Origin of the sequence: Mycobacterium sp., from assembly GCF_019247615.1 — a bacterium.
GTDB lineage: Bacteria > Actinomycetota > Actinomycetes > Mycobacteriales > Mycobacteriaceae > Mycobacterium.
Genome location: NZ_JAFBAT010000139.1, coordinates 34,502 through 56,989, shown reverse-complemented (window position 1 = coordinate 56,989; position 22,488 = coordinate 34,502). Strand labels below are relative to the sequence as shown.

Below are 22,488 nucleotides of genomic sequence, written 5' to 3'. Positions count from 1 at the left end.
GCTGGACCGGATGTTCAATGTTGGCAACCTGGCGTTGCTGACCAGCGAGCAAACTGTCAACAGCTTCTTGGGCGGAACGCAGGTCCCGCCGCTGAACGCGAGACTCTTCCTCACCGGAGGCGGGACCGGAGTCTTCAACACCAACGGTGGCATCGGCGGCCTCGAGGGCGTATTCGACCAATTCCTCGCCGCCAACGCCGCGATGGCCGGCGTCCACTAGGACGGCCGATCACGGCGGCGCCCCGAGTAAGCCGTCACTTGCCGCCGACGTTCGCGGCGGGATGACCGTGTCGACGATCAGGGCCAGCTGGCGTCGATTGGGCGGTTCTCCGGTGAGCAGGAAGTGGTGGTTGATCAACGCAGGTCCGACTCGTGCGGTCAGCGGCGTCACCGTGGCTGGATCCAGGTCCCCGTCGTCCACCGCCGCCGCCAGAATCGACTCCACAACCCTGAGACGCGGGCACACGACGGCGTCGGCGAAGATGGCACGCATCTCGGGTTCGTGCAGCAGTTGATGGATGACGTACAGGCCGGGGAAGGTGGTCTTTCCGGCCAGCATGTCGCGGTGCGAGGTGAAGATCGCCAGCAGGTTCTCCCTGGCCGACCGGCCTGATCGCAGCTCGGGCACGGGAGGCAGCGCATAGACCAGCGCGGCGTGCACCAGGTCGTGCTTGCTGCCCCAGCGCCGGTACAGCGCCGCCTTGCCGGTCCGAGCGCGCGCCGCAATCCCTTCCATCGTCAGGCAGCCATATCCGCCCTCGCTAAGCTCGGCCAGTGTGGCCTCGTAGAGTGCGCGTTCGAGCACTTTCCCTCGCCGGCGGCTCCTGGTGCCACCTTGATTCGACTGGGCGAGCTGCGGCATTGTTCGATAGTAGCCGTCAGCGTTCCTTTACGCCGCGACCTGGCGAACCTCGTCCAGAGTGATGAGCGGGTAGGGTGCCTTCATGCCCGAGACTCCGCGGCTGCTGTTCGTCCACGCCCACCCCGACGACGAGAGCCTCAGCACCGGAGCCACCATCGCGCATTATGCCGCCTGCGGGGCCCAGGTGAGCGTGGTCACCTGCACGCTCGGCGAGGAAGGCGAGATCATCGGCGACCGTTGGGCCGAGCTCGGGGTCGACCGTGCCGACCAACTCGGGGGCTATCGCATCGGAGAGCTCACCACGGCGCTGCGGGCGCTGGGCGTGAGTGAACCCGTATATCTCGGCGGCGCCGGCCGATGGCGCGACTCGGGCATGAGCGGAACCCCAAGGCGGCGTCGCGAGCGGTTCATCGACGCCGACGAGCGCGAGGCAGTCGGTGCACTGGTGGCAATTATTCGTGAGCTGCGTCCCCACGTCGTCGTGACCTACGACCCCAACGGCGGTTACGGCCACCCTGACCACGTCCATGCCCATATCGTCACGACGGCCGCCGTGGCCGCCGCGGCTGACCATCACTATCCGGGGGAGCCGTGGACGGTACCAAAGTTTTACTGGACGGTGTTGGGCGCGAACGCATTCCAAGCTGGTTGGCACGCGCTGGGCCGCGAAGACCTATTGCCCGAGTGGATGATCCCGCCGACAGAAGAATTCGACTTCGGGTATGCGGACGCCGACATCGACGCCGTCGTGGAGGCCGCGCCGGAATCGCTGGCCGCGAAGGCGGCCGCGCTGGCGGCGCATGCCACCCAAGTTGTCGTCGGGCCGACCGGCCGGGCCTGCGCCCTGTCGAACAACATGGCCCTGCCGATCCTCGCCCAAGAGCACTACGTTTTGGTGGCCGGTTCCGCGGGCGAGTGCGACGATCGGGGCTGGGAAACGGACCTGCTCGCCGGACTCGGTTTAACGGGGGCCACAACGCGGTAGGCTGCGAATCAGGCAGCCACGGAAGGAATTCGCATGGACCCCGACCTGGACCCTAACCTTCAGCACTGGCAGGACCGGCTCGACAGCCTGCAATGGGTTCTCGGCTCCATCCTGTCCAATATCGACAGCGTCCCGACCTGACCGAAACCAAGCCACGCGCCACGTCCGTTGAAAAGGTCGGCGCGAGGGATTCCGCGTTTCGTTTCGTCATTTTGACGCTGCTGGCAGTCGACGGGGCTTTGTCGGCACTGGTCGGCGCGCTGTTGCTGCCCTCCTACATCGGTTCGGTTCCGTTTCCCATCAGTGGGCTGCTCAGCGGGTTGCTGAACGCGGCCCTGGTATGGGCGGCGGCCCGATGGACGACGTCGCCGCGGGTGGCCGCGCTGCCGCTGTGGATGTGGCTGCTGACGGTCGCGGTGATAAGCATGGGAGGACCAGCCGACGACATAATCCTCGGTGGCCAGGGCATGATGCGTTACGGGGCTTTGCTGCTGATCGCGCTGGGCGTGGTGCCGCCGGTGTGGGTTTTATGGCGCGGCCGCCACCCCTACGGTCCGCGTTAGAAAGGCGGAATGGGCGGAAGCGGCGGCAGAATGGTCCCGAACAGCCAGTTGGTCTCGTTGTAAATGAATTGATTGATCGATGCGGCGGTCGCCACGGAGACGTTGTTCAGCCCTTGACTGAACGTGATTGTCCCTTGCAGAACATCGATGAGGTTGAACAGGCTGGCTTGCACTATGGGCTGGAAGAGGTAGTAGACGATGTTGAACTGCTGAGCCACGTAGCCCACATAGGGCACAAAGCTGGCCCCGTACGCGGCGAGGTTGACGCCGTACTGCACCCACGGTTGGAGCCGCAGGTAGCCGGCTTTGATCGCGTCGCCAAGAGACGCGGCTGCGACCGCCCCGGGCGCAGCGTTGGTTACGGCGGCGGGGTTGAGCAGCGCGCTGGCCGAGGTAAGGGCGCTGATTCCGCCGGTGGGCCGAAGGAGGGTGCCGATCTCACTGGCGATCCCCTGGGAGCCGCCGCCGCCGAGCAACCTGGCGCCACCCGCAAGGCTGGGGCCTGCCACTGCGCTCTCCATGCGGCCCACAGCGTTGGAGACCGCGCCGCCGACGGCGCCGCCTCCGCCCGCCGCCGCAGCGCCGACCGCATTCCCGGACAAGGAGGCAGCTGGTGCTTTCACCGTATTCGACAGGGTCTGCGCGGCGCTGGCCTCGGCCGCCGCATACGCGCCCGCACCCGCGCTCAGTGTCTGAACGAACTGCTCGTGAAACTGTGCCATCTGCTTGCTGAGCTGCTGATAGCCCAGCCCATGCTCGGAGAGCAGCGCGGCGACCTGGGCCGACACCTCGTCGGCGGCCGACGCCATCACCCCGCTGGTCGGCGCGGCTGCGTCCGCACTGGCCGTTCCGAGCGTCGAACCGATACCGGCAAGGTCCGAAGCCGCTGCGGCCAGCGCCTCCGGGGCCGCGAAAAGGAACGACATCGGGCACCTCCAGGGGATAAGACGGATGCTAACGCGATTGCCGCCCGCACACTGGCGAGTCGGCCAAACCGCCGGAAAAGTAGCGATCGGCGGATCTCCCGTTGCCGCGATGTCGACCTAGGGCGGCTGCCAGCCTGGCGCTACTGTTGCGGATGAAATTCGATCGTGGGGAAGTTACACCAACGTGCCACTGACACCGGAGCCTGCGGGCGTGGAGCCCATCGCTCTGCCCAGTCCTACTGTTCCGCCCAAGGTCAGTGCGTCTGCGCTGCGACGCGTCGTGCGACGCGCCCGAGACGGGGTCGCGCTGAATGTCGACGAGGCGGCGCTGGCGATGACGGCGCGGGGCGAAGAGCTTGCCGACCTGTGCGCGAGCGCAGCACGGGTGCGCGACGCGGGTCTGGAGTCGGCCGGCCGGCGCCGGCCGGATCGCCGGTTGCTGATCACCTATTCCCCCAAGGTGTTCATCCCGGTCACCCGCCTGTGCCGCGACACCTGCCACTACTGCACCTTCGTCGCCGTGCCGGGCAGGCTGAGAGCTCAAGGTGCGGGCATGTATATGGAGCCCGACGAGATCATCCAGCTCGCCCGGCGCGGCGCGGAGTTGGGTTGCAAGGAAGCGCTGTTCACCCTCGGTGACCGCCCGGAGGATCGTTGGCCGGAAGCGCGTGACTGGCTGGGTGAACGCGGCTACGACTCCACGCTGGCCTACGTGCGCGCCATGGCGATCCGGGTGCTCGAAGAAACCGGGCTCCTGCCCCACCTGAATCCCGGCGTGATGAGCTGGTCGGAGATGTCGCGGCTCAAGCCGGTGGCGCCGTCGATGGGCATGATGCTTGAGACGACGTCGCGGCGGCTGTTTGAGACGAAAGGGCTTGCGCACTATGGCAGCCCGGACAAGGATCCCGCGGTGCGGCTGCGCGCGTTGACCGACGCCGGCCGCTTGTCCATTCCGTTCACCACGGGGCTGCTGGTCGGTATCGGCGAAACACTGGCCGAGCGCGCCGATACCCTGCACGCGATTCGCAAGTCCCACAAGGAGTTCGGACACGTCCAGGAAGTTATCGTGCAGAATTTCCGGGCCAAGGAGCACACCGCGATGGCCGGCTTTCCCGACGCCGGGATCGAGGACTACCTGGCGACGGTGGCCGTGGCGCGATTGGTACTCGGCCCGGGCATGCGCATCCAGGCGCCGCCCAACCTGGTGTCGCGTGACGAGTGCCTGGCGCTGATACGCGCCGGTGTCGACGACTGGGGCGGTGTTTCGCCGTTGACGCCCGACCACGTCAACCCCGAACGGCCCTGGCCCGCCCTGGACGAGCTGGCCGCGATCACGGCCGAAGCCGGATACGACCTGGTCCAGCGGCTGACGGCACAGCCCAAATACGTGCAAGCCGGCGCAGCGTGGATCGACCCGCGGCTCCGGGGGCATGTAGCCGCGCTGGCCGATCCGGCGACCGGCCTGGCCCGCGACGTCAAGCCGGTGGGCATGCCATGGCAGGAACCAGACGACGTGGATTCTTCCGGCCGCGTGGACCTCAACGAGGCGATCGACACCGAGGGCCGCAACTCCGAGGCGCGCAGCGACCTCGAGAGTGCCTTCGGAGACTGGGAATCGATTCGCGCGCAGGTGCAGAGGCTCGTCGCCCGCGCCCCTGACCGCATCGACAGCGACGTGCTCGCCGCGCTGCGATCCGCCGAACGCGATCCCGCCCGCTGCACGGACGGCGAATACCTGGCGTTGGCCACCGCCGAAGGACCGGCGCTGGACGCGGTCACGGCGTTGGCGAATTCGCTGCGCCGAGACGTCGTCGGTGACGACGTGACCTTTGTGGTGAACCGAAATATCAACTTCACCAACATCTGTTACACCGGCTGCCGGTTCTGCGCCTTCGCGCAGCGCAAGGGTGATGCCGATGCCTATTCGTTGTCCGTCGACGAGGTCGCTGATCGCGCGTGGGAGGCGTATGTCGAAGGCGCCACCGAGGTATGCATGCAAGGCGGCATCGATCCCGAGTTACCGGTGACGGGGTACGCCAAGCTCGTGCGCGCGGTCAAGTCGCGCGTGCCATCGATGCATGTGCACGCGTTCTCCCCGATGGAGATCGCCAACGGCGTGACCAAGAGCGGGTTGAGCATTCGCGAGTGGCTGATCAGCTTGCGGGAGGCCGGTCTGGACACCATCCCCGGCACCGCCGCCGAGATCTTGGACGACGAAGTGCGCTGGGTGCTGACCAAGGGAAAGTTGCCGACGTCGATGTGGATCGAGATCGTGACGACCGCGCACGAGGTGGGTCTGCGGTCGTCGTCGACAATGATGTACGGACACGTCGACAGCCCGAGGCATTGGGTGGGCCACCTCAAGGTGCTGCGCGAAATCCAGCAGCGGACAGGCGGATTCACCGAGTTTGTGCCCTTGCCGTTCGTGCATCAGAATTCACCGTTGTACCTCGCCGGCGCGGCGCGCCCCGGGCCAACCCATCGCGACAACCGCGCGGTGCACGCCCTGGCGCGGATCATGTTGCACGGCAGCATTTCCCATATCCAGACGAGCTGGGTGAAGCTTGGTGTCGAACGCACCCGGGTGATGCTCAACGGCGGCGCGAACGACTTGGGCGGCACGTTGATGGAGGAGACCATTTCCCGCATGGCCGGGTCGGCACACGGGTCGTCGAAGACGGTGGCGGAGCTGGCCGCGATCGCCGAGGGCATCGGCCGCCCGGCGCGCCAGCGCACCACAACCTATGCCCCGCTCGCGGCATAGTGGCTTAGCGTCCACCGGCGTCGGGTATACCGGAGGCCGTGGATCGACAAATTGATACTGACCGATTCCCCGAATGGCAACCCTTTGCCGACGCGGTGCAGCGGCGCCGACCCGATGCCGGCACCTGGTGTGAAGCCTGGACAGTCCGCGACATCGTGATCCATCAGGCGGGCAACGCCGAGGAGCTGGCCCGGGTGCTGGCAGCGCACCTGGAAGGCGAACCCGTCCGGACGCGCAGCTTCGAGGAACGCGAGGGCCCGCTGCACGCCCTCAACGATGCGGATCTGTGGGATGCGCTGCTTGACCGGATGGCCACGCTGAACGATGTGGCAGCGGAAGCCGACAGCGTCCCGGCGGACACCGACGTCGCCTGGACCGGCCGCACCATGAAGGTGCCGTGGTTCGCCGAGCACATGCGCGAAGAACTCGTCCTGCACGCCTGGGACATCATCGGCGACTGCGATACCGCCTCGCCCGTCCAGGCCCGGCTCGCCGAGCCGTGGATGACCACGCACAGCGTGCTGGCGGTCGGACGTCCCCTGCTAGCCAAGGGAGCCAAGGAACTAGGGACCAGCGAAAGCATCGAAGCCCGGTTGCGGGTTCCCGGCGCCGACGACGTGGTGGTGACCGCCGCTGCGGAGCAGACCTCCATCAAGCTGACCGCCGCCGACGGCCCGGCCACGTTGGAAACCGATGCCGCCGCGCGAGTATTGCTGCTGTGGGGCCGCCGGCCCGCGGATCCGTCGCGGATATGCAGCCGCGCCGGACGCGAGGCGCTACGGCGGGTCCGGCGATTGCTCAGCGGCTACTGAACCGGGGCGACCCGGCTCAGTAGTTGTTGCAGCTGTTGGCGACCGCTAGGACATCGTTGAAATACGGGGCGGCCTGCGGCATGGCCTGGATCTGGGCGGCCATCTGCGCGCGCTTGGGTGGCGGCGAGGCGAGAAAACTCCGGAGGTACGACTGCGCGATCGGCGACGCGTTAAATTGCGCGGCGGCCCCTGGGTCGGTCGCATTCAACGCGGCCATGACCTGCCCGTAGTTGCACGTCGTGTTGATGACCGGATCCAGCGGGTCAGCGGATGCGATCGCGGAGCCGGCGATCAGCGCGCATGCCGCCGCGCCAACCGCGGCGGCCAATTTGGTCAACGACAGCCTCACCATCAGTGGATACCTTCCCCATTCAATGCACCGTTGGAAAACGGCGACGACATCTGCCCAACGGTTGCCGTCTCCGGACGAGGCTACCAGCCCCCGCGGACATCCTTCTATCGATACCGTTATCGCACAGGAATTACTAATCGTAACTATGCGCAGGTCAGCGCTTATTTGCAGAGTTCGCTCTGGGTGAAATCCGGCCATGGCGCGACCAGCGGTATCCGACGGCGTGCCGACTGGTTGACGTGTATGTGCAACGTCTAGTATCAGTAACCGAGAGCTTTGTCGGGAGCGGCCGAAGCGCCGCGGCGAGCCGAACATCAGACCAGGCCGTACATGGAGGAGACGTCTGTGACGTACACGATCGCCGAACCCTGCGTCGACATCAAGGACAAGGCATGCATCGAGGAGTGCCCGGTCGACTGCATCTATGAGGGCGCGCGGATGCTCTACATCCACCCCGATGAATGCGTCGACTGCGGAGCCTGTGAGCCCGTGTGCCCGGTCGAAGCGATCTACTACGAGGACGATGTGCCCGAGCAGTGGAGCCAGTACACCCAGATCAACGCCGACTTCTTCGTTGAGCTGGGGTCGCCCGGCGGTGCGGCGAAGGTCGGCCTGACCGAGAACGACCCGCAAGTGGTCAAGGACCTGCCGCCACAGGGCGAAGGCGACTGAGCGGCCCGGTGCCGCAGGAGGCCGCCTGTGGCGCGCAGCCGGCGAGGCGGAGAGTGTCGGCTGCCCTGCCGGAGTTTCCGTGGGACACCTTGGCGGACGCGAAGGCGCTGGCCTGCTGCCATCCCGACGGAATCGTCGACCTTTCCGTCGGCACCCCGGTCGATCCGGTAGCACCGCTGATCCAGAAGGCGTTGGCGGCCGCCAGTGCCGCATCCGGATATCCGACGACGGCCGGCACCGCCCGCCTGCGTGAATCGGCGGTGGCGGCGTTGGACCGCCGATTCGGAATCACCGGGCTGAGCGAGGCGGCGGTGTTGCCGGTGATCGGCAGCAAGGAACTGATTGCCTGGCTGCCGACGCTGTTGGGTCTGGGCGCTGCCGACCTGGTTGTGGTGCCGGAGCTGGCGTACCCGACGTATGACGTCGGGGCGCGCCTGGCCGGAGCGCAGGTCCTGCGGGCGGATTCGCTGACCCAGGTCGGCCCGCGCACCCCCGCGTTGGTCTACTTGAACTCGCCCAGCAATCCGACCGGACGCGTCCTGGGCGTCGACCACTTGCGGAAGGTGGTCGGCTGGGCGCGTGAGCGGGGCGCGCTGGTCGCGTCCGATGAGTGTTATCTGGGTTTGGGTTGGGAGGTCGAGCCTCCCGGACCGCTGTCGCTGCTGCATCCGGCGGTCTGCGACGGCGACCACACCGGGCTGATCGCGATCCACTCGCTGTCGAAGAGCTCGTCGCTCGCGGGCTACCGGGCCGGCCTCGTCGCCGGGGATCCGATTCTGGTCGGTGAGCTGTTGGCGGTGCGCAAACACGCCGGAATGATGGTGCCGACGCCGGTCCAGGCCGCCATGGTGGCCGCGCTGGAGGACGACGATCACGAGCGCCTGCAGCGCGAACGATACGAGACCCGGCGGGCCGCACTGTTGCCGGCGCTGCGCTCGGCGGGGTTCACCGTTGACCACTCCGAGGCGGGCCTCTACCTGTGGGCTACGCGCGGCGAGCCGTCCCGGGACACCGTCGCCTGGCTGGCGGCTCGCGGCATCCTGGTAGCCCCCGGCGATTTCTACGGGCCGGGAGGTGGACGGCATGTGCGCATCGCGCTCACCGCTACCGACGAACGCGTCGCCGCCGCGGTCGGGAGGCTAAGTTAGCTTCCTAGGCGGTGCGATGTCGGATCAGGACTCTCGGGTAAGGAATCTCGGGTAAGGAATGTTGTCGTGACGAGTGCGGCGGACAAACGACCGATCCCAACCTCCATTGGGGACATAGCCAAGCGGATATTTTTGGGAAAGCCGCTGATCACCGAGAATCTGTCATCCGAGAAACTGTCCAATCCGATTGCGCTGGGCGCGCTGTCGCCGGATGCGATCTCGTCCACCGCCTACGGCACTGAGCAGATCCTGATCGAACTGCTGCCCAATGCCGGGCTCGCGGCGTTTGCGTTGTTGCTGCCGATCAACGCCGCAATCTTGGTCATCCTCGTGTTGGTGGCCGCGTCGTACCGCCAGGTCGTCATGGCCTACACCCGTGCGGGCGGCTCCTACATTGTGGCGCGGGAGAACTTCGGGCCCCGCGTGGCGCAAGTCGCCGCCGCCGCGCTGTTGATCGACTATGTGGTCACCGTTGCCGTGCAGGCGGCGGCCGGGACGGTCGCGGTGGCGTCGGCGATCCCGTCGCTGGGACCCTACAGCCTGGCGATCACCGTCGGCGTGGTGCTTCTCATCTGCTACCTGAACCTGCGGGGGCTGAAGGAAGCGGGCATGCAATTCGCCGCACCAACCTACTTTTTCGTCGCGATGATCACCTTGACGATCGTGACCGGTGTCATCCGCGAAATATTTTGGCAGTTACCGACGTACGATGCGGAGCACATCGCGGGAGCGGTTCCCGTTCATCAGGGCGACGGCTTGGTGATGGGGGCGACCATCCTGGTGTTGCTGCGCTCGTTCGCCAACGGCGGTTCATCGCTGACGGGCGTCGAGGCGATCTCCAATACGGTCAACGTGTTCCGTAAACCCCAGGGCCGCAACGCCCGACGCGTACTCACGATCATGGCCGGCATCCTCGGCTTCCTGCTGGCCGGTGTCGCCTATCTGACGTTCGTCACCCACGCTCCGCCGTATGTCGCGGGATATCCCTCGGTGCTGTCGCAGGTTGCGCGGGCGGTCTTCGGCAACGGGACAGTCGGAAATATCATGTATATCCTGGTCCAGACGTCGACGGCCGCCATCTTGTTCACCGGCGCCAACACCAGTTTCAACGGATTCCCCGCGCTGGCAAGCTTTGTTGCCGAAGACCGCTTCCTACCGCGGCAGCTGATGAAACGCGGTCACCGGCTGGTCTTTTCGAACGGCATCATCGTGCTCACCGCGCTGTCGGTCGTGCTGCTGCTGGCGACTGGCGGCTCGGTCAACGCGCTGGTTCCGTTCTACGCGATCGGCGTGTTCACCGGGTTCTCGATGGCCGGCTACGGGATGACCAAACACCATTTGACGCAGCGGGAGCCGGGCTGGCGGCGCCGGCTGGCGATCAACCTGTCCGCGGCAATTCTTTCGACCATCGTCGTCGGGATCTTCGCGGTGGCGAAGTTCACCGAGGGCGCGTGGCTGGTCGTCGTTGTATTCCCCGTGCTGGTGTTCCTGCTGATCCGGTTAAACCGCGAATATCGGGCCGAGGCAGCGATTCTCGAGATGTTCCGGACTGACCGGCCCGAGTTGGTGAAGTACGCCCGGCACCGAGTCTTCGTGTTCGTGAACTCGGTGGACCTCGCGGTCATCGAGGCGCTGCGGTACGGCAAGGGGCTGCGGGCCGACGAACTCATCGCGGTGCATTTCATGGTCGACGCGGCCCACGCCGCGCAGTTGCGAAACCGTTGGGATCACTATGAACTCGAGACCCGGCTGCGGATCGTCGATTGTCCGGATCGCCGGATCAACCGGGCCGCGCAGCTGCTGGTCGCCAAGGCGCTCCGAGAACATCAGAACACCAACGTGACGGTGCTGTTGCCGCGTCGAACCTATTCCGCACTGTTGGGACGTCTGCTGCATGATCGCACCGCGGACAAGATCGCCCGGGCGGTCAGCCTGATCCCCGACGCCGCCGCGACGATCGTTCCCTACGACGTGGAGTCGCGGGTCAAGGAGGCGTTCCCGGACGATTTCGAGCACCGGGTTGCACGCGGACTCGACAAGGTCGAAGCCTGGATCTCGCAGGAGGAGGATCGCGAAGTCGCGGCCTACGAACATCCCGAGCGGCCGCCGTCGGTGATCACGGTGGCCGGTCTGATCCCGGGCCTGCGCGCCACCATCGAGGGACGGGTCAATCAAGTCGAGGACATCACCAAAAGAGGGCGCACGCTGCGGTGGATGGTCTTGGGCGACGACACGGGAGAGATCAACGTCACCTTCCGCCCCGGACATGGTGGAGCCGACATCCAACCCGGCCAGGTCCTGCGGATCACCGGCAAGCCCAAGCAGAGCGGCCACCGGCCGATGTCGATGATCGACCCGACGTACCAGGTGGTCGAGGACCCCGCCAAGGACGTGCGGTAGCCAAACGTGTCGGGTTGCCCGCCCAGGTGTACTACCTAGGCGTCCAGCCGGCTGAACTGCTGGCGGCGGTACTGCTCCACGCACGCGGATCGCCGGATCTTGCCGCTCGTCGTGGTGGGAAGCGATCCGGGCGCTACCAATACGAGGTCGGCGACCTTGAGGCCGTGCGACGTGGACATCGCCGCGGTGACATCGCTCTTGACTGCATTGAGCTTCTGCAGCGCTTCCTCCTCGGAGTCGCCGCGCTTCTTGATTTCGATGATGATGACCAACTTCTCGGTCTCACCGGCGGGAACCGAGATCGCCGCGACCCGACCCCCGCTGATCTCCTGAACGGTCGACTCGATGTCCTCGGGATAGTGGTTGCGCCCGTAGACGATCAGCAAATCCTTCATGCGCCCGACGATGAACATTTCTTTCTCCGACACGAACCCGAGGTCACCGGTTCGCAGCCACGGTCCCTCGGGTGTTTCGGGGGAGGGGTCGACGAGCATTCCGCCGAAGGTGCGCTGAGTTTCCTCCGGCTTGCGCCAGTAGCCCTCGGCGACGTTTTCGCCGTGCATCCAGATCTCACCGACGGTCCCCTCCGGGCACTCGGTGCACGTATCGGGATCCACTATTCGCAGCATCGGCGATTTCGGCGTGCCGTAGCTGATCAACGGTGCGCCGGCGCGTGCGTCACACCGTTCGGCGATGCCTTCGGACAGCTTCTCGGGCTCGAAGTGGGCGATCACCGGGGCGCCGCCATCCTTGGGGCGGCAGGCGGCATAGACGGTTCCCTCCGCCATGCCGTAGGACGGAAGCATCACGTGGTCGGGGAAGTTGTAAGGAGCAAATCGCTTGCAGAACCTGTCCAGCGTGGCGGGATGGACTCGTTCGCTGCCGCTGATGATGCCCTGGCAGTCCCCGAGGTCGAGCCCGTCCATGTCGGCGTCCGTGGTCTTTCGTACGGCCAGGTCGAAGGCGAAGTTGGGCGCCGCCGAGAACGGGTGGCTGGCGGTGGCCATCGCCTGGACCCAGCGTGCCGGACGCTGCAAGAACGCGACGGGGCTGGTGAGCTCACCGCGCCAGCCGCCCAGGATGGGTGCGACGACGCCGAGAACCAGGCCCATGTCGTGGTAGAACGGCAGCCACGACACGATCGTCAGGTCGCTGGGCGCCACGCCGTTGGTGGACGCGAAGTAGTCCGCCATCAGCTGCTGGAAATTGACCAGCAGGTTTCGGTGGCTGATCATGACCCCGGCCGGCAGGCGTGTCGAGCCCGAGGTGTACTGCAGGTACGCCGTTGTCGGCGCCTCACGCAGCCGACCGCTCGATGGACCTTTGGCGTCGAGGTCCAGGGCGTCGACCTCGACGATTGTCGGGACGGGACCCCCCGTTTCCGGTCGCCCGACGTACTCGGCGACCGTTCCCGCGACCGCAGATGTGGTCAGGATCACCGAAGGAGAGGTGTCCTCGAGGACAGCGCTCACCCGTTCGTCGTGCGCGCCCGGCTGCGGGACCGACAGCGGGACGGCGATGAAACCCGCCTGCATGGCACCGAGGAAGGCGACGATGTAGGCGAGCCCCTGCGGGGCCAGGATCAGGGCCCTGTCGCCGACCGCGCCGTGCTGTCCCACCTGCTGCGCGAGGTTCAGGGTGCGCCGGTACAGCTGCGCCCAGGTCAGGATCTCCCGGACGCCCGCCCAGTCGTGGTCATAGTCGGTGAACGCGAATGCCGGGTCGTCGGGCTGCAGGCCAGCGCGTTCGCGCAGCAAAGACAAGACGGACGGATTCTGCATGCGGCCAAGGGTACCGTCAGTTGCTTTGCCGCCACTGCCCAAATGCTGAAGGGACGCTCGCGAGTTTGCGGGACAGTCACCCTAGGGCTGCGGTCGTGGGCTGCGTTCGTTGAGGAGATCGATGACCCGTGCGGCGAGGTCGTCGATATTGGCCTCGGTGGTGTCGAGTACCAGGTCGGGATTATCGGGCGGCTCGTAGGGCGCGTCGACCCCGGTCAGCCCGGTGAGCTCGCCACGGCGGGCGCGCGCGTAGAGACCCTTGGGGTCCCGCTTTTCGCATTCCGCCCGCGGGGTGGCGACATGCACTTCGATGAAGGGCAGTTTGGCGGCGTCGTTGAGGGCGCGCGCGGTCTCGCGGTCGGACTTGAGCGGCGACACGAGTGACGCCAGCGCGACCACCCCCGCGTCCGCCAACAGACGGGTCAGATGACCGACCCTCCTGATGTTTTCCGTGCGGTCGCCGGGGGAGAAACCCAGGTCGTCCGACAGGCCGTGACGAAGGTTGTCGCCGTCGAGCAGGTAGGCCACCCGGCCCGATTCGACGAGCGCTCGCTCCACGGCGACCGCGATGGTCGACTTGCCGGATGCCGGCAGGCCGGTGAACCAGATCGTCGCGCCCGCCTGTCCGGTGGTCCGCCATCGGTGGCCACGGTCCAGTGCCGAGGGGTGCCAGCGGATGTCGGTGCGCGGATGGGTGCCCGGCTTGACCTCCCGCGCCTCGATGATGGTGCCGGCGCCGACGGTGTCGTTGGTGGTCTCATCGATCAGGATGAACGCGCCGCTGTCCCGGTTGTCGGCGTAGCTGTCCGCGATGACGACCGAGCTGGTTCGGAGCGTCACGGTGCCGATGTCGTTGAGCGCCAATTCAACCGGGCCGTCCAGCTCGTCGAGCGTCTCCGGATCCAGGCGCGAGTGCAACTCCTGCACGGTCGCCCGGACCGTCTTGGTGGTTTGCTTGAGCGCGAGCCGGTCGCCCGCCCGCAGCGGTGAGTCCACGAACCAGCACACGGTCGCGTCGAGTTCGCGCGCGGGCACGGGCAGAACCGCGTCGTCGGTACCGCTGACGAGCATGTCGCCGCGGCCGACATCGATGTCGTCGGCCAGCTCGATCGAAATCGAAAGCGGCGCAACGGCTATCGCGCGGTCGTCATCGAGGGTGTCCAGCGCCGTCACGGTCGATCGGGTGCCGGCGGGTAGCGAGACCACCGGGTCGCCGACGCTCAGCGTTCCCGCCGCCAGCCGCCCCGTGTAGCGGCGACGGACGTCGGCGGTGGGCCGTGACACCCACTGCACCGGCAAGCGCAGGCGATAGGACTCCGCCTGCGGCGCGGCGAGTTCCACCCCTTCCAGATATTGCAGCAGCGTCGGCCCGCCGTACCACGGTGTGCGCTCCGAGCGGTGCACGACGTTGTCGCCGTGCTTGGCGGCGATGGGAATTACCGAGATGTCGATGCTTAGGCGTTCGGCCAACTGTCGCAGCTGGGTTTCAACTTCGGCGAACCTGGCCTGGTCGAAGTCAATCAGGTCGATCTTGTTGACGGTCGCAACAAAGTGCTTGATGCACAACAGCTTTGCGATGCGGGCGTGCCTGCGGGTCTGCCGCAGGACGCCGGCGCGCGCGTCGACCAGCAGGATGGCCACGTGCGCGTTGGAGGCGCCGGTGAACATGTTGCGGGTGTAGCGTTCGTGGCCCGGCGTGTCGGCGAGGATGTAACTGCGGCTCTCGGTGGAAGAGGAGCGGTAAGCAAAGTCAATGGTGATGCCCTGTTCGCGTTCGGCGCGCAGGCCGTCCGACAGCGCCGCCAGGTCCGCGACGCCCTCTTCGTCGGTGACGGCTTCCAGGTGGTCCAGCGGCAGGCTGTCGGTGTCGTGTAGCAGTCGACCGATCAGGGTGCTCTTGCCGTCGTCCACCGAACCGGCGGTGGTGATGCGTAGCAGTTGGCGGGTAATTCCGTTGCGGGTCATCAGAAGTAGCCCTCGCGCTTGCGGTCTTCCATCGCGGCGGCGGACGTGCGGTCGTCGGCGCGGGTCTCACCGCGCTCGGAGACCGTGGCCGCGGAGATCTCCTCGATGACCCGGGTGATGTCGGTGGCGTGGGAGCGCACGGCGCCGGTGATGGTCAGGTCGCCGACGGTGCGGTATCGCACCCATTCCACGGCGGAGCTTTCGCCGTTGCGCGGCGCCGCGTACTCCGACACGGCCAGCAGGATTCCATCGCGCTCGAATACCTCGCGCTCGTGGGCATAGTAAATCGATGGTATTTCAAGGTCTTCCAGTTCGAGGTAGCGCCACACGTCGAGCTCTGTCCAGTTGCTCAGCGGGAAGACCCGCACCTGTTCGCCCTTTTTGATCCGTCCGTTGTAGAGCGACCACGGCTCGGGGCGCTGCGCGCGCGGATCCCATTGGCCGAACTCGTCGCGGAAGCTCAGGATGCGTTCCTTGGCGCGGGCGCGTTCCTCGTCGCGGCGGGCGCCGCCGAAGGCCGCGTCGAAGCCGCCGGCCTCCAGCGCGTCGAGCAGCGTGCGGGTCTGCGCTCGATTGCGCGAGGCGCCCGGACCCGGGTCGGGCACGCGGCCGTTGTCGATGGATTCCTGCACCGAGGCGACAATCAGCCTGTGCCCGTGGCCGGTGACCCGGCGATCGCGGAATTCGATCACCTCCGGGAAGTTGTGGCCGGTGTCGACGTGCATGACGGGAAACGGCAGCGGCAGTGGCCGAAAGGCCTTCTCCGCCAAGCGAAGTAGGACGATCGAGTCCTTGCCCGCCGAAAACAGCAGCACGGGCCGCGCCAGCTCGGCGACGACCTCGCGGATGACGTGCACCGCTTCTGCCTCCAGCAGCCGCAATTCGTCGACGCGTCGCGTCTGTGAAAGGTCAGTGGGCGCGGTCATGTCGGCAGCCCCTCCCTCTGCGCGTCGGCGCGGTAGCGGTCCACCCACTCGTCTGAGCGTTGGTCGGCCTGGCGCTCCGTCACCGGGTCGGGCGCCAGTCGCGGATCGAGGCCAAGTTGCTCGAGGATGGTGGCCACCACCTGAGTCAGATTGCGCCACAGCACCGGATATGCGATCTCCATGGGCTTTACTTGTTCTTCGGCAAACCACGTGCGCCAGCCCTTTTCCTGGGCGCGCAGCATGGTGACCACGTGCGCGATCGCACCGGCGTGATAAGTGGCGCGCGCATCGCGGATCGGATCGGGCCTGCCCCGCCACACCTGCGTCTGGACGGCGCGCCAGAACGACACCGCCTGCGACACCACGTCGGGCCGGTAGACGTAGACGAACAGCGGTTCCTCGCCGATGACGTCGCGGATCGCGGCCAACAGACCCTCTCCGGAGCGATCCGGCAAGTCTTTTGCGCGGTTTACCAATAGCGGCGCCTGGTTCCACATCAGCTTGCCGCCCCACACGCCGTTCGGGGTCCTCCCACTGGTGCGGATGTAGTCTCGCCAAACCTCGGCCGGCGCGAGGTCGGGCGTACCGGCGTCCAACGGGTCGAGCAGACGCAGGATCGACTCGTCCTCGACCCCGGCGAACCACTCCCGAGGCTGCGGGGCCTGGCTCGTGGTCGGCAGGTATTGGAAGAATTCCTGCGGCTCGCCGGCGACCCCGGTCGCGCGCAGCGATTCCACCAGCAGCGTGCTCCCGCTGCGCTGGGAAGCCAGCACCAAGTATGACGACGGACTCGCTGTCACCAAGAAATGGTAACCGGTGGCAAATCGGCTGCAAGGCACCGGATTAGCTTCACGCTGAAGCTAACTATTGCGTTAAATCACGCATATGGGCAGAAAATTCCGGGAATTTGCTGGCGGTTGTCTTTTGTTGATGAGACCCGGCGGCGCGGCCCGGAGGCGGCGGTGGCTTATCCCATACCACGGGGTTGGTGACGTGATTCCGGTGGGCGGCAGCGGTTGCCCCGGGCGCGAGTGGCAAGGCCCCTGCGGTGGTCGTTTGGGCAGGCCAGTTGTTCAGGGCTCCGGCGACCAATGCGTGCATTGTCAACCGCGCAATCCTCGGGTCATAGGAGAGACGGGATTTCCGGGGCATTCACGGGGTCGGCTTTTCGGATACTGATCACGATCGTCCTTCATGCTCGGGTGGTCGCACATTTGAGAAAGCGAATATCGCCCGAGCCGATACCGATCCCAAGATCACGCTTGCAAAGAAACCGCCTTTCGCCAGGCAGTTGGGGTATTCGGTTCCTAGAGACGCATACCAAAGTGGTACCATCTATGAAGTGAGTACACAGATTGCAGTTCGCTTACCCGACGAGATCGTCGCTTTCATCGATGACGAGGTCAAGGCAGAGCATGCCCGCAGCCGTGCGGCCGTTGTGCTGAGGGCGCTGGAACGGGAACGGCGCCGTCGTCTCGCCGAACGGGACGCGGAGATTCTCGCGGCCGGCGTGTCATCGCCGAGCGATCTCGATGCGCTAGCTGGCCGCTCTGCTCGTACCCTCCTCGACATCGACTGATGCGACCTATCCGCATCGCCCAACTTGACAAAGTTAGACCCGTCGTGATTCTCACCCGCGAGGTCGTCCGTCCATACCTCACCAACGTCAGCGTTGCCCCGATCACAACGACCGTCCGTGGGCTGGCCACCGAAGTCCCCGTGGGGACAGTGAACGGGCTGAATCAACCGTCGGTGGTCAGCTGCGACAACATCCAAACGATCCCGGTGTCTGACCTTGGTCGTCAAATCGGCTACCTCCTTGCGTCGCAGGAGCCAGCCCTTGCAGACGCCATCGGCAACGCGTTTGACCTCGATTGGGTAATGCCATAAGTCGACAAGGGCCCGCCACCGGTGCTGCCGGGACCGCCACCGCGAAAAGACATCGTTACCCCTGCCGCGTCGCCGGCGCATCGCCGCAGCGGAAGCGCATGTACTACGCCGATCGCTCTGCCACCCGCAATCCGATCGAAAAGACAAGCCGCACCTCGGGATCCGACAGCGACGTCGACAACAGTTTCTCGATCCGCCGCACCCGGTAGCGAACCGTGTTGGGATGGACGTGCAGCGACCGCGCGGCGGCGCCGATGTCGCCGAAGCAGTCCAGATAGGTCCGCAGCGTCTCGGTCAGCATCGGGTCCCGGGCGCGCAGGTCGCGGATCCGTGGATCGACCAGCCGCTCGTCGGCGCCGACCAAGGTGACGATCTCGTCGAGCAGGACGGCGGTGCGCGCCTCGGCGAGCGAGGTCACCTGTCCGATCGAAACCGGGTGCCGCTCAGCGCTATCGAGCACGCGATCCACCTCGCTACGCGCCGTGGGCAGCTCCGCCAAACCGGCCACCGGCGCCGCGACGGCCGCTCGCAGTTCGACGCCGAGTTCGGCGCGCAGCGCGCTGATCGTCCCGCGGACCCACGACGCGACAGACCGGACCTTTGTCTGCGGCAGCAACATGTAAACGCGCCTGCCGTGCGCGGCGACCTGGGCATCGCGGCGAAAAGCGCTGGCACTCAGCGCCAAGACGTCACCCACCCGTGGCTGACGTGCACTGGTTTGCAAAGTCTCCCAGCCGATGAGCGCCGCCGTGTCATCGGCGACGAGCCCCAGTTCGTCGGCGACGGCCGCCGCGTCGGAGGTGCCCTCGTCCGCGAGTCCGAGGAGTTGCTGCACCAGCCGCGAATGCGTGGACGGCCGGACCGCCAGCCGTAACATGATGCGGGCGGCCAAAACCGCTGCACCCCGCAACATGTCCTCGGCGTCGTCGGCGAGGGGTTGCGCACCTTGTTGCACCCAGATGGTGCCGGCGAACTCCTGCGGCCGTCGGGCATCTCCCGCCGGCTGATGGATACCGATCGCGAGGCGCGAACGCAGCCCCAACTCCGGACGCTCCGCCACGCGCACCACGTCTCCGCTGGATCGCAGCGCGTCGAAGATGCCCCATTGACTGATCCATTCCAGATGCTCGGGCGGCCCGGCGCGCCCCAGGATGGACAGCCGTCGGAGCTCGTCGGCTTCCTCGTTGGAGGCCGAATAGGCGAGTACGTGGGACTGTGCGTCTTCGATGCTGACCATGCCGTGGATGCGCTCGGCCAGCGACTGCGCCAAGCCGAAAAGATCGGTGCCCGATGCGTCGACCGGGTCGCCGTGGTCCCCATGATGTTCCACGACGTGGTTGACCAACCGATATAGCCGCTCCCAGCGGGCCCGCGGGTCCACGGCCACCACCGCCGAGCCCGCGGCGACCGCGGTGGCCACCAGCGCCTCCGACGGCTCTTTGACGAAGAGGGCCACCGGTATGCGTTCGCGGGCCTGCTTTTCCGCCCACCGTCGCGCCTCGTCGTCGGCGACCGCAACGAGAAAGAACGCGTCGGCCGAACTCGCCGCGGCCAGGCCGAGCCGCACATCATCGGAATCGATCAGCGCCGTCGAGGCGATCGGAAGATCAAGCCCCCTGGGGGCGTCCACCAGGCTGACCAGCGTCGCATCCAGCGCGAGCAGCAGTTGTCCCAGCCCGACGCCAGCCGCTCGCATATTGTCCGATCGTACTACCCGATCGCTATTTCCTTGGCTGATCAGCCAGCAAGAGCGGGCGCGGGCACGGGGATCCTTGACGGCATGGACGCAATCAGCCAGGTACCGATGCCCGCCAACGAACCGGTCCACGATTACGCGCCGCGATCGCCGGAACGCAACCGCCTGCTCACCGAGTTGGCAGGCCTGGCCGACCACCCGATCGACCTTCCTCATGTCATCGGCGGCCAACACCGGATGGGCGACGGCGAGCGCATCGGCGTCGTGCAGCCACACCGGCACGCCGCCAAATTGGGCACCCTGACCAACGCTGTACAGGCCGACGCGACCATGGCCATCGACGCCGCGACGGCGGCCAAAAATGACTGGGCGGCGATGCCTTTCGACGATCGCGCCGCGATCTTTCTGCGTGCGGCCGACCTGCTGGCCGGGCCGTGGCGGGAGAAGATCGCGGCCGCGACGATGCTCGGCCAATCCAAGTCGGCCTACCAGGCCGAGATCGACTCGCCCTGTGAACAAGTCGACTTCTGGCGATTCAACGTGGCCTTCGCCCGGCAAATCCTGGCTCAGCAGCCGATCAGTGGGCCCGGCGAGTGGAATCGCATGGACTACCGCCCGCTGGACGGCTTCGTGTACGCCATCACGCCTTTCAATTTCACCTCGATCGCCGGCAACCTGCCGACCGCGCCGGCGCTGATGGGCAACACCGTCGTGTGGAAGCCGTCGATCACCCAGACCTTGTCGGCGTATCTCACGATGCAACTGCTCGAGGCCGCGGGCTTGCCGCCCGGCGTGATCAACCTGCTGACCGGCGACGGCTTCGCGGTTTCCGATGTGGCCCTAGCCGATCCGCGGCTGGCCGGCATACATTTCACCGGGTCGACGGCCACGTTCCAGCATCTGTGGCAGCGCGTGGGCGCCAATATCGGTCGCTACCAGAGTTACCCGCGTTTGGTCGGGGAGACGGGTGGTAAGGACTTCATCGTGGCCCACGCATCCGCGCGGCCGGATGTGTTGTGTACGGCGCTGATTCGCGGTGCTTTCGACTACCAGGGCCAGAAATGCTCGGCGGCGTCTCGGGCGTTCATCCCGCATTCGGTGTGGCGGCGCATGGGCGACACCTTCCTGGGCGCGACCGCCGCGCTGCGCTACGGCGACGTCAGCGATCTCAGCAACTACGGCGGCGCGCTGATCGACCGCCGCGCATTCGTCAAGAACGTTGACGCCATCGAGCGGGCGAAGGGCGCGCCGGGCGTCACCATAGCGGTGGGCGGCGAATACAACGACGACGTCGGCTATTTCGTCCGCCCGACGGTGTTGCTGTCCGACGACCCGACCGACGAATCATTCGCGACGGAGTACTTCGGCCCGGTGCTGTCGGTGCACGTGTACCCCGACGATCGCTACGAGCGAATCCTGGACGTGATCGACGCCGGGTCCCGGTACGCGCTGACCGGCGCGGTCGTCGCCGACGACCGGGGGGCGGTGGCGACCGCCCAGGACCGATTGCGGTTCGCGGCCGGAAACTTCTACGTCAACGACAAGCCGACCGGCGCGGTGGTCGGGCGCCAACCGTTCGGCGGTTCGCGCGGGTCCGGCACCAACGATAAGGCCGGATCGGTGCTGAACCTGCTGCGCTGGACGTCGGCGCGCACCATCAAGGAGACGTTCGTCCCCGCAACCGATCACGCCTATCCCCACATGGGGTCCGGCTGATGGCCGGCGTTTTCGCCCATACCCTTCGTCCGGCGATCCTGGCAGCCGGTCGGCGAGAATCATTGCGCCGCTCGGCCGAACGGTTGCCGGTCACCCGTAGGGTGGTGCGTCGATTCGTGCCGGGGGAGACGATCGCGTCGGCATTGGAAACCGTTGCCGCCCTGCGTAGGTCAGGTCGGTATGCCAGCATCGACTATCTCGGCGAGGATGTCACGAGCGCCGAGGACGCCGATGCGGCGGTGCGCGTCTACGTCGATCTGGTCGACGAGCTGGGCCGGCGTGAGGGTCCCGGGCATGACGGCGTCGCGCCGCTGGAGGTGTCGGTGAAGCTGTCGGCGCTGGGGCAGTCGCTGGAGCGGGATGGCGAAAAGATCGCGCGGGAGAACGCCTGGGCGATCTGCACGGCTGCGCAGCGAGTGGGCGTGTGGGTGACCGTGGACGCCGAGAATCACACGACCACCGATTCGACGTTGTCGATCGTGCGTGATCTGCGCGCCGAGTTCCCGTGGTTGGGAACTGTTTTACAGGCCTACCTGCGCCGCACGCCGGGCGATTGCGCCGAATTCGCCGCCGCGGGCGCGCGGATCCGGTTGTGGCAAGGGCGCCTACGACGAACCCGCGTCGGTGGCCTACCGGGACGACGCCGAGGTCACGGCGTCGTATCTGCGTTGCCTTCGGCTGCTGATGGCGGGCCGCGGGTACCCGATGGTAGCGTCGCACGATCCGGCGATACTCTCCGCGGTTTCCGCGGTGGCCGCTGAATGCGGGCGCGGCGCCCGGGATTTCGAATACCAGATGCTGTATGGCATCCGCGACGGTGAACAGCGACGGCTGGCCGACGCGGGCAACCGCGTGCGGGTATACGTGCCGTTCGGCACGCGGTGGTATGGGTACTTCATGCGGCGACTCGCGGAGCGTCCGGCCAATCTCGCGTTCTTCTTGCGGGCGCTCCGGACGTAGGGCAGCCGTCACGGTTGGTGCCCCCAAGCGCGCTTCAGGCTACCGGTTTGGCGTCCTCGGGTTCGAAGGT

The 22,488-nt window shown here is 66.6% G+C and carries 18 protein-coding genes and 2 pseudogenes; 12 read left to right on the top strand and 8 right to left on the bottom strand.

All coding sequences use genetic code 11. The features are described from left to right. Nucleotides 1–220 (top strand): annotated as a pseudogene (locus JO059_RS09455) (PE family protein); the annotation flags it as partial. A 9-nt stretch (nucleotides 221–229) separates the two neighbouring features. On the opposite strand, the gene JO059_RS09450 reads toward JO059_RS09455, so the two are convergent. Then, nucleotides 230–862 carry a TetR/AcrR family transcriptional regulator gene (locus JO059_RS09450; protein WP_293316016.1) on the bottom strand — a complete coding sequence of 211 codons (633 nt, stop codon included), beginning with the start codon at nucleotides 860–862 and terminating at the stop codon, nucleotides 230–232. 82 nt (nucleotides 863–944) lie between these two features. Here JO059_RS09450 and mshB point away from each other — a divergent pair, with 82 nt between their 5' ends. Together mshB and JO059_RS09440 are read left to right on the top strand one after the other, a co-directional pair. Beyond that, entirely contained in the window at nucleotides 945–1,847 is a 903-nt protein-coding gene (mshB, locus tag JO059_RS09445) for an N-acetyl-1-D-myo-inositol-2-amino-2-deoxy-alpha-D-glucopyranoside deacetylase (RefSeq protein ID WP_293316014.1), read from the top strand. A 92-nt stretch (nucleotides 1,848–1,939) separates the two neighbouring features. Beyond that, a complete protein-coding gene (locus JO059_RS09440; protein ID WP_293316012.1) occupies nucleotides 1,940–2,410 on the top strand; it encodes a hypothetical protein in 471 nt (156 codons plus the stop codon). Here JO059_RS09440 and JO059_RS09435 read toward each other — a convergent pair. Beyond that, on the bottom strand, nucleotides 2,407–3,336 hold the full coding sequence (locus JO059_RS09435; RefSeq protein WP_293316010.1) for a PE family protein: 930 nt from the start codon (nucleotides 3,334–3,336) through the stop codon (nucleotides 2,407–2,409). The two genes, JO059_RS09440 and JO059_RS09435, sit on opposite strands and share 4 nt — an antisense overlap. Nucleotides 3,337–3,520: 184 nt before the next feature. Here JO059_RS09435 and JO059_RS09430 point away from each other — a divergent pair, with 184 nt between their 5' ends. Further along, nucleotides 3,521–6,100, top strand: coding sequence for a bifunctional FO biosynthesis protein CofGH (locus JO059_RS09430; protein WP_293316008.1), 2,580 nt, complete (start codon nucleotides 3,521–3,523; stop codon nucleotides 6,098–6,100). A 38-nt stretch (nucleotides 6,101–6,138) separates the two neighbouring features. Further along, nucleotides 6,139–6,912: a maleylpyruvate isomerase N-terminal domain-containing protein gene (locus JO059_RS09425; protein WP_293316006.1), complete on the top strand. Its 774-nt coding sequence runs from the start codon at nucleotides 6,139–6,141 to the stop codon at nucleotides 6,910–6,912. A 16-nt stretch (nucleotides 6,913–6,928) separates the two neighbouring features. On the opposite strand, the gene JO059_RS09420 is transcribed toward JO059_RS09425, so the two are convergent. After that, nucleotides 6,929–7,261 (bottom strand): hemophore-related protein, encoded by a 333-nt coding sequence (locus tag JO059_RS09420; RefSeq protein WP_293316024.1) that lies wholly within the window; start codon nucleotides 7,259–7,261, stop codon nucleotides 6,929–6,931. Nucleotides 7,262–7,609: 348 nt separating this feature from the next. Between JO059_RS09420 and fdxA the strand changes: the two genes are divergently transcribed. The 3 genes from fdxA (at nucleotide 7,610) to JO059_RS09405 (ending at nucleotide 11,484) form a co-directional block, all read left to right on the top strand. After that, nucleotides 7,610–7,936 carry a ferredoxin gene (fdxA, locus tag JO059_RS09415; RefSeq protein WP_085099779.1) on the top strand — a complete coding sequence of 109 codons (327 nt, stop codon included), beginning with the start codon at nucleotides 7,610–7,612 and terminating at the stop codon, nucleotides 7,934–7,936. Nucleotides 7,937–7,989: 53 nt separating this feature from the next. Further along, on the top strand, nucleotides 7,990–9,084 hold the full coding sequence (gene dapC / locus JO059_RS09410; RefSeq protein ID WP_293315998.1) for a succinyldiaminopimelate transaminase: 1,095 nt from the start codon (nucleotides 7,990–7,992) through the stop codon (nucleotides 9,082–9,084). A 66-nt stretch (nucleotides 9,085–9,150) separates the two neighbouring features. After that, nucleotides 9,151–11,484, top strand: a complete 2,334-nt coding sequence (locus JO059_RS09405; protein ID WP_293315996.1) for an amino acid permease — start codon at nucleotides 9,151–9,153, stop codon at nucleotides 11,482–11,484. A gap of 35 nt (nucleotides 11,485–11,519) precedes the next feature. Here JO059_RS09405 and fadD21 read toward each other — a convergent pair whose 3' ends face one another. The 4 genes from fadD21 to JO059_RS09385 form a co-directional block, all read right to left on the bottom strand. Then, nucleotides 11,520–13,265: a fatty-acid--AMP ligase FAAL21/FadD21 gene (gene fadD21 / locus JO059_RS09400; protein ID WP_293315994.1), complete on the bottom strand. Its 1,746-nt coding sequence runs from the start codon at nucleotides 13,263–13,265 to the stop codon at nucleotides 11,520–11,522. Nucleotides 13,266–13,346: 81 nt separating this feature from the next. Further along, nucleotides 13,347–15,233 carry an adenylyl-sulfate kinase gene (cysC, locus tag JO059_RS09395; protein WP_293316022.1) on the bottom strand — a complete coding sequence of 629 codons (1,887 nt, stop codon included), beginning with the start codon at nucleotides 15,231–15,233 and terminating at the stop codon, nucleotides 13,347–13,349. Beyond that, nucleotides 15,230–16,156: a sulfate adenylyltransferase subunit CysD gene (gene cysD, locus JO059_RS09390; RefSeq protein WP_293315992.1), complete on the bottom strand. Its 927-nt coding sequence runs from the start codon at nucleotides 16,154–16,156 to the stop codon at nucleotides 15,230–15,232. The genes cysC and cysD overlap by 4 nt, the downstream gene beginning before the upstream one ends. Then, on the bottom strand, nucleotides 16,153–16,956 hold the full coding sequence (locus JO059_RS09385; protein ID WP_293315990.1) for a Stf0 family sulfotransferase: 804 nt from the start codon (nucleotides 16,954–16,956) through the stop codon (nucleotides 16,153–16,155). The genes cysD and JO059_RS09385 overlap by 4 nt, the downstream gene beginning before the upstream one ends. Before the next feature lie 542 nt (nucleotides 16,957–17,498). On the opposite strand from JO059_RS09385, the gene JO059_RS09380 reads away from it, so the two are divergent. Continuing rightward, complete coding sequence (locus JO059_RS09380; protein ID WP_293315988.1) at nucleotides 17,499–17,735, top strand: YlcI/YnfO family protein; 237 nt, start codon at nucleotides 17,499–17,501, stop codon at nucleotides 17,733–17,735. Next, nucleotides 17,735–18,046, top strand: a complete 312-nt coding sequence (locus tag JO059_RS09375) for a type II toxin-antitoxin system PemK/MazF family toxin (RefSeq protein ID WP_293315986.1) — start codon at nucleotides 17,735–17,737, stop codon at nucleotides 18,044–18,046. Before JO059_RS09380 ends, JO059_RS09375 begins: the two co-directional genes overlap by 1 nt. 103 nt (nucleotides 18,047–18,149) lie before the next feature. On the opposite strand, the gene JO059_RS09370 is transcribed toward JO059_RS09375, so the two are convergent. Then, nucleotides 18,150–19,742: a helix-turn-helix domain-containing protein gene (locus JO059_RS09370; RefSeq protein WP_293315984.1), complete on the bottom strand. Its 1,593-nt coding sequence runs from the start codon at nucleotides 19,740–19,742 to the stop codon at nucleotides 18,150–18,152. 84 nt (nucleotides 19,743–19,826) lie between these two features. Between JO059_RS09370 and pruA the strand changes: the two genes are divergently transcribed. Both pruA and JO059_RS09360 read left to right on the top strand, forming a co-directional pair. After that, a complete protein-coding gene (gene pruA / locus JO059_RS09365; protein WP_293315982.1) occupies nucleotides 19,827–21,458 on the top strand; it encodes an L-glutamate gamma-semialdehyde dehydrogenase in 1,632 nt (543 codons plus the stop codon). Beyond that, nucleotides 21,458–22,418: pseudogene (locus JO059_RS09360) on the top strand (proline dehydrogenase family protein). Before pruA ends, JO059_RS09360 begins: the two are co-directional and overlap by 1 nt. The last annotated feature ends 70 nt before the right edge of the window (nucleotides 22,419–22,488 follow it).

What these genes read in the sequence shown, in the direction of transcription:
- JO059_RS09450 (WP_293316016.1), bottom strand. Translation starts at nt 862, where the DNA reads ATGCCGCAGCTCGCCCAGTCGAATCAAGGTGGCACCAGGAGCCGCCGG.
- mshB (WP_293316014.1), top strand. Translation starts at nt 945, where the DNA reads ATGCCCGAGACTCCGCGGCTGCTGTTCGTCCACGCCCACCCCGACGAC.
- JO059_RS09440 (WP_293316012.1), top strand. Translation starts at nt 1,940, where the DNA reads ATGGGTTCTCGGCTCCATCCTGTCCAATATCGACAGCGTCCCGACCTG.
- JO059_RS09435 (WP_293316010.1), bottom strand. Translation starts at nt 3,336, where the DNA reads ATGTCGTTCCTTTTCGCGGCCCCGGAGGCGCTGGCCGCAGCGGCTTCG.
- fadD21 (WP_293315994.1), bottom strand. Translation starts at nt 13,265, where the DNA reads ATGCAGAATCCGTCCGTCTTGTCTTTGCTGCGCGAACGCGCTGGCCTG.
- cysD (WP_293315992.1), bottom strand. Translation starts at nt 16,156, where the DNA reads ATGACCGCGCCCACTGACCTTTCACAGACGCGACGCGTCGACGAATTG.
- JO059_RS09375 (WP_293315986.1), top strand. Translation starts at nt 17,735, where the DNA reads ATGCGACCTATCCGCATCGCCCAACTTGACAAAGTTAGACCCGTCGTG.
- JO059_RS09370 (WP_293315984.1), bottom strand. Translation starts at nt 19,742, where the DNA reads ATGCGAGCGGCTGGCGTCGGGCTGGGACAACTGCTGCTCGCGCTGGAT.
- pruA (WP_293315982.1), top strand. Translation starts at nt 19,827, where the DNA reads ATGGACGCAATCAGCCAGGTACCGATGCCCGCCAACGAACCGGTCCAC.